Below are 14,076 nucleotides of genomic sequence, written 5' to 3'. Positions count from 1 at the left end.
TGATTTTTTTTGCACGTTGCCGAACTAAAGTTAAAGATATGTTTCAATGAATCTTATCGATTGTTAAACGAATTTAGCTGAAATTTTCTGCAATATCAAAACTAACATAAACAAAAAACCACCTTGATTTCGCAAAGTGGTTTTCATTTATATTCTAAAATTGAATGTTTTAATTCACAGAAATAAGTTCAACATCAAAAATAATAACTGAGCCTCCAGGAATAATATCAACTGCAGAGTTGCCGTAACCTAAATCAGCAGGTATAAATAATGTGCCACTTCCACCTTCTTTAAAGTAAGTAATGCCTTCTGAAAAACCTGGTATTAAATTTCCTAAGTTGAAATTTGCACCTGCTACATTTTCATCAAAAACGGTTCCGTCTGTTAAATAGCCTTTATAGGATACGTTTACATTATCGGTTAAGGTTGGTTGTTCACCTTCACCTTCTTCATCAATAGTGTAATATAAACCCGAAGCAGATTTTTGCGCAGTTAAATCATTATCTAATAAATAGTTTTGAATTTCTGTATCGTAATTCACATAAATAAGTTCGATATCAAAAATAATAACGGAACCAGCAGGAATAATTCCATTACTGTTCCTGCCATATGCTAGGTGTGCCGGAATAATAAGTTTTCCGCTTCCACCTTCATTAAAATATTTAAGGCCCTCGGCAAAACCACTTATTAAATTATTTACATAACTAAAAATAGCACCTTCTGTATTTTCATCAAAAATAGTTCCGTCTGTTAAATAGCCTGTGTAAGCTACTTTAACTCTATCGGTGCCTGTTGGAGTAATACCAGTTCCTGGATTGTCGATAATATAATACAAACCAGAACTACTTGATTCTGCTACTAAATTATTCTCTGCAATATAGGCTTGAATTTCTTGTTCGTTTTCTTCGGTGTAGTCTTTTGGGCTATCGTCTGAGCTACAGGCTGTAAAAAAGATTACAGTAAATACCATACATAATTTTTTCATTGTCTTAGTTTTTTGCAAATATAAAAGCTATCGGTTTATTTTTTTATTTTTTAACTTTTCTTTTATGGTTTTAGAAGTTAATTGAAAAGCTAAGGGTTTAACTTTCGTTCGTTATTTAAAATAAGCTTTACAGCCTGTTTGTATTTAAACGGATTAGTAGCTTTTTTTATTGCTTTATAGGTTTTTTGCGGGTTGTTACACGATTGGGAAAAGAATTCCCAAAAGCCTAACATTTTCATTTTAATTGGCGTTGGCCCAGAAAGGTATGCGTCGTATTGATGGTAAATGGTATTATGGAATGCTTCAAAAATATCCCAACGGTTTTTAGGGTATTCTGTCGTGTCGTTTTTTATCATTTGCGGTAAAAATGGGTCGGCAATTAGGCCGCGACCAATCATAAAATGATCGATACTCGGGAAACGCTCTTGCATGGTTTTAAAACTAGCCACACTAGTAATATCGCCGTTATAGTATAACTTGTGATTGGTGCTGCTAATACAACGCTCAAACGCATCAAGATCTACAGGGCCTTTATAGAGTTGTTTGCCAATTCTAGCATGAATGGCAATGTTTTTAAGCGGATATTGATCTAGAATAGGGAAGGCGCCAAGTATTTCTTCAGCATTTTCATAACCCATGCGCATTTTCATAGAGACCAAAATATTGGTTTCCTTATGGGCGCGTTCTAAAATGGTATTTATTTTTTCAGGGTTGCAAATTAAACCGGAACCCATTCCAGATTTAGCAACCATAGGGTATGGGCAACCTAAATTCCAGTTTAACTCTTTATAACCTAGACTTTGCACATACTTGGCAACAAACAAAAATTCTTCGGCATTGTTAGTTATAATTTGTGGGATAACCTCTAATGTGCTATTGTTTTCTACTAATAAATCGTTTTGATAGGACGTTTTTATTTTGAACTTTCCATTTAGCCTTATGTAGGGGGAATAAAAGGTATCTATGCCTCCAAAATAATGATGAAACGCATTACGGAATCTAAAATCTGTAAAGCCTTGTAGAGGTGAAGAGAGTAATGTAAAAGCCATTTAAAATTTATGTGGCGCAAAGATAGGGATATCTTTTATTGAAGTTGTTTTTCTGAAAAGGTTCGTTTAATATGTGTGTCTATAGTTTGTTGCCTGTTTAAATAACTAATTTAGTAAACAAGCACAAGCTAGAGAAAATTCCGAAGGAATTTATCAAGTAGGTACTTGCAAAGCAATTAATTATACGCGGCGTTATTTGTTATTATTTTAGAATAGAGAATATCCAAATATTATTGATAATGTTTTATAATCTGCGTTCCAATTTGAATAAGAAGTTAACACATGTCTAGGTGTTTGATGCCTTAACTCTATGCTGTATTTATCATTATAATTGTAACCTAAACCAAAAGCCATATTATATGCTGTTGTAATATTCAATGAATTAATTTGTGAATCATTTAAACTTGAATCATAAATTAAAGACGCATTGATAAAAATTTTCGACTTATCATTTAAAAAGGAGTAATGTCTTACACCAGAATGGAGCTCAATAGAACTATAATTAACAATTACATCTCTTAAAAATCCATCAGTTGATTTTTTTACTATAAAACTTTGATAAGTGGGCTCAAATATAATTGACCATTTATTTTTATTAAAAGGAAGAATAAATTCTGCTTCTATTCCAAAACCTAAACCTAGCTCGTTTTTAATATTAGTATTTCTATAATTAGATACTAATGAAGCGTTATTTAACCGAGGCCTGATAGTCAAATTAAATAAATCTTTTTTTTTCTTTTCTTCAAAGTTGATGTATTCCTGATTATTACAGCTGTTATAAGCTACAAAAAAATTGACCAAATCTGATTTTCTGTACTTTAATTTTTCTATTTTTTTCTTTTTGATATCAGAGCATTTTAAATCAATCCATAGTTGATTTTTAAATCTATTATTTGCCTTAATTTTATATTCAGGAGTTATATAATTTTTAAATATTAATTGCTTGATATTAGATTTTTCGATACTGTAAAAATATCTTATTAAAATACCGTCAACATAACTATACAAAATAGATTTTCCTTCTACTAATACTTTTAAAAAGAGTTCTTCCTCTTGAAATTTAGCCTTTCTTTCAGTATCTAATTCATTAGATTTGTTACTAGACTTATCAATTTTTACAGAACTTCTCACATACTTTAAAGCGTTATGAATCCCAAATTCTTTAACCGATTTTATTGTTTTTTTATTTAATTCGCTATTTCCTGATAGTTTATATTTGAATTCAGTTGGATTATTTCTCCAATCAAGATTTTTAATTAGGCAATTAATTTTTTGATTATTATTATCGATGTAATATCCATTTTCAAAAGAAATTTGAGAATAGCAATTAAAACTTAAAATTGTGATTAAAAGAAATACTAGTTTTATTTTCATAATTATTTTAATTTATTAGTATTTAAAATTTTGAGTTTTAATTATACATAATGTTTCGCAGACGTGAAATCGTTTTTACGATTTACATTCGACGTTAAGCGAATATAGACGAAATTTTGTATAAAGTCAAGTCTAAAACTTAGCAAAAAACCACCTTGTTTTTACAAAGTGGTTTTTATCAATGTAATGTTGATTACAAAACAAATTAGCTTAAAAACACTAATTATTTCTTGGCTTACATTGCTGCTTTATAAATAGCAATGGTTTCTTCTAATGTTACTTCTCTAGGGTTTCCGCCAGTACAAACATCTGCCATAGCATTTTTAGCCATTTCTTCAAAATCTTCTTCTTTTACACCCAGTTCTTTTAATCCAGATGGTATACCTACAGATTTTGATAAGGCTTTAATGGCTGAAATAGCTGCGTTGGCACCTTGAGTGTCACTCATTTCTAAAACGCCAACACCCATAGCTCTAGCTACTTTTTTTAATTTATGTGCACATGCAGGAATGTTAAATTGCTCTACATGTGGCAATAAAATGGCATTTGCAACACCGTGTGGTAAATCATACATACCACCAAGTTGATGCGCCATAGAATGCACATAACCTAAACCTGCATTAGAAAAAGCTTGACCTGCTATAAATTGTCCCCATGCCATTTTACTTCTAGCTTCAAGATCTTGCCCGTTAACAACAGCCATTTCTAGACTCTGCGAAATTAGTTTTATAGCTTCTAAAGCTAAAGCATCAGACCATCCAAAGGCGCCTTTTGTAACGTAAGTTTCTATGGCATGTGTTAAGGCATCCATTCCTGTTGCAGCAGTTAATGAAGCTGGTTTCCCTAACATTAATACAGGGTCGTTTACAGCAATAGAAACCAAACAGTTTTTATCTACCATAACCATTTTTATATGGCGCTTTTCATCTGTAATAACATAATTTATAGTAACCTCACTAGCGGTACCCGCCGTGGTGTTAATAGCAATAATAGGTAACGATGCTTTTTTTGATAAGTTTATACCTTCATAATCTCCTATATCGCCTCCGTTTGTAGCAAGAATACCAATAGCTTTTCCGCAATCTTGAGGAGATCCTCCTCCTAATGTTAAAATAAAATCACAGTTGTTTTCTTTAAGTAATTCTAATCCATCATTTACATTTTTTGCTGTTGGGTTTGGGTGCACATCATCAAATGTTACAACTTCAATATTAGCAGCTTCAATAACATCAAGTACTTTTTGTGCAACACCTAGTTTTACTAAAACTTTATCGGTTACAAAAAGTGCTTTTTTATATGGAAGTGTTTTTAATTCTTCTCCTAAATCATTTAATGCTCCTGGGCCTATAAGGCTTAATGGTGGTAAGTATATTCTGCGGTTTTGTAACATTTTTTTATATATTATAAGTTAATTAATGCATACAAATCACTACAAAATTTCGCTGTTTTTTTATGATTTTTGTCACCTATTAAAAAATGGCCTTGAATTTAAAATAAAATTGATTACAAAAGGTTTTTATATGTTTAATCTAGACCAAATTATTGATAGGATTTCCTTAAAATAACTGTTGTTATTTTAACAAAATAGTTAAAAAAATGAGTTTAATAAAAAAACCACTTTGCATGTGCAAAGTGGTTTTTTGTTAAAAACTTATATGTTCCTAAAGTTAGGGAAGCATAATAAACCTATTTTATCATCTCGTAACTACGCTTAATAAAGTTTGTTAATTCTTCACCTTTTAATAAGCCTTGAGATAAACGAGCCAAATCTAAACTTTGCGTAATTAAACGCTCTTGTTTCTTTTTGGTTTTAGTACCAAGAATTTCACCAACCAAGTCGGAGTTTGTATTAATAACCAAATTGTACATTTCTGGCATGTTTCCAAACATATTCATGCCGCCACCTCCGGTAGCTTGCATTTCTTTCATTCTACGCATAAATTCTGGTTGCGTAATAGTAAAAGGCGATTCGCTGCTATCCATAGCTTCTAATTGCACTTGGAATTTATCAGAAGGAATAACTTCTTTTAACAATTCATCTAGCGCTTTAGTTTGGTCTTCATCTAATTTAGAAATAGTTGTTTCGTCCTTCTTAATTAAATTATTTACATGATCGCCATCAACACGAGCAAACGTAATGTTTTCTTTAGTGCTTTCTAACTTCTGGATTAAGTGCGATACAATTGGAGAATCTAATAATAAAACTTCGTAATCTTTAGCTTTAGCAGACTCGATGTAACTGTGTTGCGCATCTTTATCAGAAGCGTAAAGAATGACTAGCTTACCATCTTTATCGGTTTGGTTAGCTTTAATTTTGTTGAATAACTCTTCGTAAGTATAATACTTACCATCAACAGTTGGGTATAGTGTAAAGGCCTCAGATTTTTCGAAGAATTTTTCTTCAGAAAGCATTCCGTATTCAATTACAATTTTAATATCGTTCCATTTTGCTTCAAAATCTTCACGGTTATTGTTGAATAACGATTTTAATTTATCGGCTACTTTTCTAGTAATATAAGATGAAATCTTTTTTACAGCACCATCGGCTTGTAAGTAAGAACGCGATACGTTTAATGGAATATCTGGAGAATCAATTACACCACGAAGCATAGTTAAAAACTCCGGTACAATACCTTCAACGTTATCAGTAACAAACACTTGGTTTTGATACAGTTGAATTTTATCCTTCTGGATTTGCATGTCGTTAGACATTTTTGGGAAGTATAAAATACCAGTTAAGTTAAACGGATAATCTACATTTAAATGAATGTTAAATAAAGGCTCTTCAAATTGCATTGGGTACAATTCGCGGTAAAAACCACTATAATCTTCATCTTTTAAATCTGCTGGTAGTTTTGTCCAAGCTGGATTTGGATTGTTAATTATATTATCAACCGTTATTTGTCTGTGCGGCTCAGTTGTTTCTTTACCGTCTTTATCTTTTGTAGTTTCTGGCGTGTGCTTTGGGTCGTTTATTTCTTTGGTTCCAAATTTAATTGAAACAGGCATAAACTTATTGTATTTGTTTAACAACTCAGTAATACGCGCTTCTTCAAGAAATTCTGTAGAATCTTCTGCAATATGAAGAATAATTTCAGTTCCTCTATCTGTTTTATCAGCAGCTTCTAAAGTAAATTCTGGAGAACCATCACATGTCCAATGTGCAGCAGGTTCATCTTTAAAAGACTTCGTAATAATTTCAACTTTCTCTGCAACCATAAATGCAGAATAGAAACCAAGACCAAAATGACCAATAATACCTGAATCTTTAGCAGAATCTTTATATTTATCTAAAAACTCTTCAGCTCCAGAAAAAGCCACTTGGTTAATGTATTTCTCAACTTCATCAGCAGTCATACCTAAACCTTGATCTATAATATGAAGCTTTTTGCCTTCTTTGTCAATTTTAACTTCAATCTGTGGGTTGCCATATTCCACTTTGGCATCACCAACATTAGTTAAGTGCTTTAGTTTTAAAGTTGCATCTGTAGCGTTACTTATCAACTCACGTAAAAATATTTCGTGGTCGCTATACAAGAATTTTTTAATGAGTGGGAAGATGTTTTCTACCGATACATTAATGTTTCCTTTTGTCATGATAATAATTTATTTGTCATTCCCCCGAAGGAGGGAATCTGATTAATTTTAATTTTAACTTACTTGATAACGATTAGACAACAAAAATGCCAATTGCTTAAATGTGACAAACTGACACAATTTTTTTCTTTCAAAAAGTTAAATTTCAATTAAAAGTAAAAATTTCAAATTTCAAAAAAGATGGATATCGGAATTTAGTTTTTATGATTTGGAATTTGATACTATTATTTTGTACTTTGTTATACTATTAAAAAGAATTCCGTTTTTGCGGAAATGAAAAAAAGATTATTAGATATATGTACAATTCAAAAATAATAGGACTTGGCAAGTATGTTCCTGAAAATGTGGTGACTAACCACGATTTATCTAAAGTGATGGATACTAACGATGAGTGGATTCAAGAGCGTACAGGTATAAAAGAACGTAGATGGATTCCAGAAGGATCAGAAGATACATCGGCAGTTATGGGAGCAAAAGCTGCAAGAATTGCCATAGAACGTTCTGGTTTAACTAAAGACGATATCGATTTTATAGTATTCGCAACGCTAAGTCCAGATTATTATTTCCCTGGCTGTGGCGTGCAAATACAAGATATGTTAGATTTAAAAACCGTTGGTGCATTAGATGTTAGAAACCAATGTTCTGGTTTTGTGTATGCCATATCTGTGGCCGACCAATTTATAAAAACAGGTATGTATAAAAACATTCTTGTTATTGGCGCAGAATACCATAGTAACGGTTTAGATAAATCTACACGAGGTAGAGGTGTAAGCGTTATTTTTGGTGATGGGGCAGGAGCTTGTGTGCTCTCACGAGAAGAAGATAATACAAAAGGAATCCTATCAACCCATTTGCATAGCGAGGGTAAATATGCCGATAAATTGATTGTAGAAAGCCCAAGTATTGCACATTGGGTTCCAGAAATTATAGAAGCAGGCGCAGAAGATTTATCATATTTCCCGTATATGGATGGTACGTTTGTGTTTAAACATGCGGTTGTACGTTTTAGTGAAGTGATTATGGAAGGTTTAGCCAAGAACGGACTCCAAAAAGAAAATATAGATATGCTAATACCACACCAAGCAAATCTGCGAATTGCCCAATTTATACAAAAGAAATTTAGCTTACGTGACGATCAAATGTTTAATAACATTATGAAATACGGTAACACAACCGCAGCTTCAGTAATTATTGCACTTACAGAAGCCTGGGAAGAAGGCAAAATAAAAGAAGGCGATAATGTAGTGTTAGCAGCTTTTGGTAGTGGCTTTACTTGGGGAAGTGCCATTATTAAGTGGGCTTAATGTAATAGTTAGTATTAGGGCGTTACTTTTTGCTCATACCTACAAGGTTTTTAAAACCTCGCAGGATCGCAAAAAGTCGGGCTTTACATTACAAGTCCTCGCACCAAAAAAGGTGCTGTGGGCTATCCATTTCAATCCCTAACGCAAAAAAGCAACAAAAAACCCGAAACTTTAAGTTTCGGGTTTTTCTAGCTATCAATCAACTTCAATTAACACTAATGTGAAGAATCATAATACGTTAGGCGTAAAAACTCTAAAAAAATTACTAAAGTGAATCACATTTAACGCATTTTAACAAATATTAAAAACCCGAAACAGGTTTCGAGTTTTTAATTATACTAATCTTGTTTTAACGAATATGTTTGTGTAGACGACTAACTCTAAATAATTACGATTTCGTTTTTTTTGGCTAGATTGTATATACCTCATAACGTAAGTTTATTGTTTGTTATTGTGCTGATAATCAAAATTTAACATATTTTTTAACATTTAAATGATAATTGGCATAATTAAAAAAAGCAAAACCCTTAAACATTACGTTTAAGGGTTTTTTATTTAATAATCCTACAGAAACACTAACCATCAAATATAATGCAGGTTATTAAATGTTTTTTTATACGTTTTACATAAATCCGCCTCCACCAGAATTGGTGTTGCTGTCTCTTTGTTTTCTTTTTAATGAACTATATTTTCCGCCACCAAATCTATACGAAAGCGCAATGTTCCATGTGTTGCTTTCCCAATTAAAACCACCAACAGAAGGGTAAGGTGTTGAGCCTTCAAACTCAAAACGCATGGTTTGCAAAATATCACTATAGTTAAAACTAAGTGTAGCTCTATTGTCTTCCAAGAAGTTGTAACGCATGCCAGTATTCAACATAAACATTGGTTTTCTTGTAAACTGTATGCCTTCTTCCTCACCACGGTACATGGCAAATACAGAGAAACTTAATTTTTTAGAAACCTTAAAATTGTTAAACGCTCTTAAATTCCAAATAATATTATCAACTTCGGTGTCTAGTCTTACAATGTCGTCAATAGTTGCATTCTGAATATCATCAGTATCTAAAATTTCTGTTATACCTTGCTGTGTTTGCGAGTATAAATCGAAACTAGCATTGATACTCCACCATTTAGTTGGTCTATAGTTCGTAGATAGTTCTAGACCAAAGGCTGAGGTATTGTCAAAATTATCATAAGATAAAATAGAATTTGCAGAAGGAACATCTGTTCTATCAATAAACACATATCTACTAATATTGTCTTCAATTATTCTGTAAAATACACCTGCTGTAATACTTCCTTTTTCAAGCTGTCTAGTATAATTAGTTTCAATAGAGTTTGTAAATTGAGGTTGTAACTCAGAGTTTCCAAAAGAAGAAACACGCGGTGTACTCCATTCTCTAATTGGGTTGACTTGGTTTAAACCTGGTCTATCAACTCTCCTGCTAAAACTCAATTGGTACGAGTTCTTTTCAGTTGGGTTATACGTTAAAAATGCAGATGGGTAGATTTGAAAATAATCGTTTGAAAATGGTATTAATTCCGTGCTATTATCATCAAAAGTTCTTAAAGCATCTGCAGTAGCATTAACTTGTTCTGCTCTTAATCCAAATTGGTAATTCCATTTTTCAAGTGTTTTTCCATAAGTAAAGTATACCGAATAAATGTCTCTATTGTATTCAAAGTCTGTACTTGGAGTTGGTATAACGGCTCCTTCACTAGAAAACGTTTGCCCAGTAGACATATAAGCTATATCAGAAGAAAATAAAAGGGCTTGCAAGCCAGCTTCAATTTTAGTTTTTTCATTTACAGGCTTAACATAATCAATATTTACCGTAGTTTGATTACGTTCTGTGCCTACATTATCTACATAATTTGGAGGGAAACTAAAATTAATGAAATCAAAATTAGCAATTTCATCATTCTCAAAATCGTTGTAATCAATTTCAATCTCTAGTGTTTCATCTTCATCTGTAAATTCATGCTTATATGCCAAATTGTATTGTCCAGAATTGTTCTCAGATATGTTGTTAAATAACTGGTTCTGAGTAAGCGTTGAGTAACTTATTACTGTGCTTCCAACACCATCACCATTAAAAACATTTTGGTTTGTAAAAAATGAAATGGTGTTTTTATCATTCATGTAGAAGTCTACACCAACTTTGTATAAATGTGATTTGTTATCGTTTCCAAATTTGAATTCTTGTAATGAGTTGTCGTCTAATCGTGTAATGTCTCCATAGTTATCATACTTTCCAATGTTGTTTCCGTAATTTCCGTAAAAATTAAACTTTCCGTTTCTATAATTCATATCAATAGAACTGTTGAATTTAGCAAAAACTTGGTTTGTTACTCCAATATTAAAATTCCCATTAAAACCTACTTTCGTGTTTTTATGAAGTTTAATATTTATAATGCCACTCATACCTTCAGGGTTATATTTAGCCGAAGGATTGGTAATTAATTCAATTTGCTTAATGGATGTTGAAGGGATTTGTTTTAGCAACTGTGCAATTGGCACATTACTTAATTTGCCATCTACCATAACACGTACGTTTTCGTTACCTCGAAGACTAATATTTCCCGTTTGTTGATCTACATTTACAGACGGGATATTGTTCATGATTTCGCTGGCACTTGCCCCCGCAGTTGTTAAATCTTTACCTACGGTAATAACTTTTCTATCCACTTTTTGTTGAATGGTAGATACTTCTGCAACTACAGTAACTTCGTCTAAACCTTCGGCTTCTTCTTCGAGAAGAATGTTTCCTAAATCGACATTATAATTGCCTTTGCCAATGGTTATATTCTTATTAGTTGTTTTGTAACCTATGTATTGAATACTTACAATTAAATCGCCTTCTGAGACTTTATCAATAGTAAAAGTGCCATCATCAGATGTAATGCCTCCAGTAATTGTTTTACCAGAAGAATTCGTGATAATAATGTTTACATAGGGTAAGGGTTCTTTTAAAGTTGCGTCTAATACTTTACCTAATATGGTACCAGTTTTGTCAACTTTGGGGTCTGGATCTTTAGCGTGTGCTGCTGAAATAGAAAATAGAATAGCGCACAAATAGAGTAGCTTTCTCATGTGGTTGGTTTGATTTTTTGATTGATATTACATAAGAGACGAAAATTTTTAACTTCTGTTACTTTATTTAGCATATATTAACATGCTTTTAACTTTTTTAACATATGAATAAAAAAACATTGGTGCTTGGAGCATCTTTAAAATCAAATAGATATTCTAATTACGCTATACAACGATTGGTTTCTAATAAAATAGAAACTGTGGCCTTTGGTTTAAGAGCTGGTGAAGTATCTGGTGTACAAATTGATACAGATTTATTGCCTTATAAAGATGTACATTCAATAACATTGTACCTAAATCCTCAAAGGCAAAAAGAATACTATAACTATATTTTGTCGCTAAAACCAGAGCGCGTTATTTTTAACCCTGGAACAGAAAACCCAGAATTATATAAAATTCTAGAAGAAAATAATATTGCTTTTGAGGCGGCTTGTACGTTAGTGTTGCTTTCTACGAATCAATATTAACCCTAAAAAGGTAATTAAACCATTTATTGGTAAAATTTCCCAATGAAACTTATAGGTGCCTATAATGCTTTCTGGTAACAAGGTAATCCCGAAAGTTATAATTATAGATGCTAAACCAACTAGCCATACGTAGTTGTCTTTAATTTGATATTTAGTCATAATACCAAAAGCAAACAAGCCAAGTAATGGACCATAAGTAAAAGTGGCAAATTTAAATAGGTTACTAACCACATTTCCTTCTAGACTGTTAAAAATTATAACAACAATTATTAATAAAATAGAAACTCCAATATGTACTTTTTTTCGAAGTGGTTTTTGGGTCTCTTTTGGTAGTTTTTCTATGTTTAAAAAATCAACAGAAAATGATGTAGTTAAAGATGTTAATGCGCTATCGGCACTAGAGTATGCAGCAGCTATCAAACCTATAATAAACGTTACACTTAAAGCAGTACCTAAGTTTTGATTCATTGCAATTTCAGGGAATAATAAATCAGTTCTAACTCTGCCATCTACTGTTGGTACTTGCAATCCAAATTTATCAGCATAAATAAACAATAACGCGCCAAGCGATAAAAAGAAAAAGTTAACAAACACCAGCAATGTAGCCATAGTAAACATGTTTTTCTTAGCTTCTATTGGTGTTTTACAGGTTAAGTTTTTTTGCATCATATCTTGATCTAAGCCTGTCATAGCAATAGCAATAAAAATACCACCAATAAAATATTTCCAAAAATATGTGCTTGCCATTGGATCGTCAAAAAAGAAAATTTTTCCTTTAGTTGAAAACTCAGGAGAATTTAAAAACTCCATATACGTCCAATCTAATTTTTTAGTAATTAAGAAAATAGCAACGCCAACAGAGGTTAACATGGCTAGAGTTTGCAAAGTATCTGTCCATACAATAGTTTTTATACCGCCTCTATTAGTGTAAATCCAAATTAAAAGAATGGAGATAACTACAGTAGCCCAAAACGGAATACCTATATCTTCAAAAACTATATATTGCATGGCTAAGGCAACTAAAAACAGCCTGAACGAGGCACCGGTAACTCGCGATAATAAAAAGAAAAAAGCACCTGTTTTATAACTTATTACTCCAAAACGTTGTTCTAAATATTGATAAATAGAGGTGACGTTAAGTTTGTAATAAATGGGTAGTAAAATAAAAAGAATGAATAAATACCCAACAAAAAAACCAAGAACACCTTGCATGTATGCAAATTGTTGGCCTTCAATCATGCCTGGCACAGAAATAAAAGTAACACCAGAGAGCGATGCGCCTATCATTCCAAAAGCTACTAAATACCATGGTGCAGATTTATTTGCTTTAAAAAAAGCATCGTTGCTATCTTCCTTACCAGTAAAATAAGATATCAAGACTAAAACAACAAAATAAGCTGCAATAAGTAACATGATTTGAGTGGCTGTCATAAAAACTAAATTTTTAAGTTTGGAAAATACAAATATAAATTGATTAAAAGTATCTTAAACATATTGTTGTTTTATAAGGGTAAAAATATAGTGTTGATTTAAAAGAGTAACTTAAAATTAGTGATTTTCATGGCTAAATAGTAATTTCGCAAATATGGAGTTTTCCTCAAAGTTATTGGAGCGTGCAGTAAACGAAATGTCACAATTACCAGGTATTGGTAAGCGTACAGCATTGCGTTTAGTATTGCATATGTTAAGACAGCCTAAGGAGCAAACTTTAGCATTGTCTGAAGCTTTGCAAACCATGCGTAATGATGTAAAGTTCTGTAAATCATGTCATAACATTAGTGATGTTGAACTTTGTGAAATATGTTCGAACCCTAAGCGTAGTATAGGTGTAATTTGCGTTGTTGAAGATGTAAGAGACGTTATGGCCATTGAAAACACAAGTTCATTTAGGGGGCTATATCATGTATTAGGAGGTAAAATTTCGCCTATGGATGGCATTGGGCCACATGATTTAAATATAGAATCTTTAGTAAATAAAGTAAAAGATGGTGAAGTTTCAGAACTTATTTTTGCTTTAAGTTCCACTATGGAGGGGGATACTACTAATTTTTATATTTTCAAACAAATTAAAGATTACAAGGTTACAACGTCAACAATTGCTAGAGGGATTTCAGTTGGTGATGAGTTAGAATATGCAGATGAAATTACCTTGGGTAGAAGTATAATTAATAGAATTCCTTTCGAATCTTCCATTAAAATTTAA

10 protein-coding genes are annotated in these 14,076 nt (G+C 32.0%); 3 read left to right on the top strand and 7 right to left on the bottom strand.

What is annotated here, in order from left to right; all coding sequences use genetic code 11:
- Nucleotides 1-169 precede the first annotated feature (169 nt).
- The 5 genes from SJY43_RS15835 to htpG all read right to left on the bottom strand — a co-directional run bounded on the left by SJY43_RS15835 (nt 170) and on the right by htpG (nt 7,005).
- On the bottom strand, nt 170-985 hold the full coding sequence (locus SJY43_RS15835) for an FKBP-type peptidyl-prolyl cis-trans isomerase (protein WP_396601708.1): 816 nt from the start codon (nt 983-985) through the stop codon (nt 170-172).
- Between the two features lie 89 nt (nt 986-1,074).
- Nucleotides 1,075-2,034, bottom strand: coding sequence for a tRNA dihydrouridine synthase (locus SJY43_RS15830; protein ID WP_396601707.1), 960 nt, complete (start codon nt 2,032-2,034; stop codon nt 1,075-1,077).
- A 207-nt stretch (nt 2,035-2,241) separates the two neighbouring features.
- Nucleotides 2,242-3,408 (bottom strand): tRNA modification GTPase, encoded by a 1,167-nt coding sequence (locus SJY43_RS15825; RefSeq protein ID WP_396601706.1) that lies wholly within the window; start codon nt 3,406-3,408, stop codon nt 2,242-2,244.
- A gap of 235 nt (nt 3,409-3,643) precedes the next feature.
- On the bottom strand, nt 3,644-4,798 hold the full coding sequence (locus tag SJY43_RS15820; protein ID WP_396601705.1) for an iron-containing alcohol dehydrogenase: 1,155 nt from the start codon (nt 4,796-4,798) through the stop codon (nt 3,644-3,646).
- Nucleotides 4,799-5,094: 296 nt separating this feature from the next.
- Complete coding sequence (gene htpG, locus SJY43_RS15815; protein ID WP_396601704.1) at nt 5,095-7,005, bottom strand: molecular chaperone HtpG; 1,911 nt, start codon at nt 7,003-7,005, stop codon at nt 5,095-5,097.
- A 296-nt stretch (nt 7,006-7,301) separates the two neighbouring features.
- On the opposite strand from htpG, the gene SJY43_RS15810 reads away from it, so the two are divergent.
- Nucleotides 7,302-8,309, top strand: coding sequence for a 3-oxoacyl-ACP synthase III family protein (locus SJY43_RS15810; RefSeq protein WP_396601703.1), 1,008 nt, complete (start codon nt 7,302-7,304; stop codon nt 8,307-8,309).
- Between the two features lie 622 nt (nt 8,310-8,931).
- Here SJY43_RS15810 and SJY43_RS15805 read toward each other — a convergent pair.
- Nucleotides 8,932-11,406, bottom strand: a complete 2,475-nt coding sequence (locus SJY43_RS15805; RefSeq protein WP_396601702.1) for an outer membrane beta-barrel protein — start codon at nt 11,404-11,406, stop codon at nt 8,932-8,934.
- Between the two features lie 104 nt (nt 11,407-11,510).
- Between SJY43_RS15805 and SJY43_RS15800 the strand changes: the two genes are divergently transcribed.
- Complete coding sequence (locus SJY43_RS15800; RefSeq protein ID WP_396601701.1) at nt 11,511-11,873, top strand: CoA-binding protein; 363 nt, start codon at nt 11,511-11,513, stop codon at nt 11,871-11,873.
- Here the strand turns inward: SJY43_RS15800 and SJY43_RS15795 are convergent.
- Entirely contained in the window at nt 11,844-13,304 is a 1,461-nt protein-coding gene (locus tag SJY43_RS15795; RefSeq protein WP_396601700.1) for a sodium:solute symporter, read from the bottom strand. The two genes, SJY43_RS15800 and SJY43_RS15795, sit on opposite strands and share 30 nt — an antisense overlap.
- A 154-nt stretch (nt 13,305-13,458) precedes the next feature.
- On the opposite strand from SJY43_RS15795, the gene recR reads away from it, so the two are divergent.
- Nucleotides 13,459-14,076: a recombination mediator RecR gene (gene recR / locus SJY43_RS15790; RefSeq protein WP_396601699.1), complete on the top strand. Its 618-nt coding sequence runs from the start codon at nt 13,459-13,461 to the stop codon at nt 14,074-14,076.

This window comes from Algibacter sp. R77976, from assembly GCF_044594645.1.
Taxonomy (GTDB): Bacteria; Bacteroidota; Bacteroidia; order Flavobacteriales; family Flavobacteriaceae; genus Algibacter_B.
This window is presented reverse-complemented; position numbering and strand designations above follow the sequence as displayed.

Bases quoted from the DNA above. Each gene is read 5' to 3' on its own strand.
- SJY43_RS15805 (WP_396601702.1), bottom strand. From the start codon at position 11,406: ATGAGAAAGCTACTCTATTTGTGCGCTATTCTATTTTCTATTTCAGCA.
- SJY43_RS15825 (WP_396601706.1), bottom strand. From the start codon at position 3,408: ATGAAAATAAAACTAGTATTTCTTTTAATCACAATTTTAAGTTTTAAT.
- SJY43_RS15820 (WP_396601705.1), bottom strand. From the start codon at position 4,798: ATGTTACAAAACCGCAGAATATACTTACCACCATTAAGCCTTATAGGC.
- SJY43_RS15800 (WP_396601701.1), top strand. From the start codon at position 11,511: ATGAATAAAAAAACATTGGTGCTTGGAGCATCTTTAAAATCAAATAGA.
- SJY43_RS15795 (WP_396601700.1), bottom strand. From the start codon at position 13,304: ATGACAGCCACTCAAATCATGTTACTTATTGCAGCTTATTTTGTTGTT.
- SJY43_RS15830 (WP_396601707.1), bottom strand. From the start codon at position 2,034: ATGGCTTTTACATTACTCTCTTCACCTCTACAAGGCTTTACAGATTTT.
- SJY43_RS15835 (WP_396601708.1), bottom strand. From the start codon at position 985: ATGAAAAAATTATGTATGGTATTTACTGTAATCTTTTTTACAGCCTGT.
- SJY43_RS15810 (WP_396601703.1), top strand. From the start codon at position 7,302: ATGTACAATTCAAAAATAATAGGACTTGGCAAGTATGTTCCTGAAAAT.
- htpG (WP_396601704.1), bottom strand. From the start codon at position 7,005: ATGACAAAAGGAAACATTAATGTATCGGTAGAAAACATCTTCCCACTC.
- recR (WP_396601699.1), top strand. From the start codon at position 13,459: ATGGAGTTTTCCTCAAAGTTATTGGAGCGTGCAGTAAACGAAATGTCA.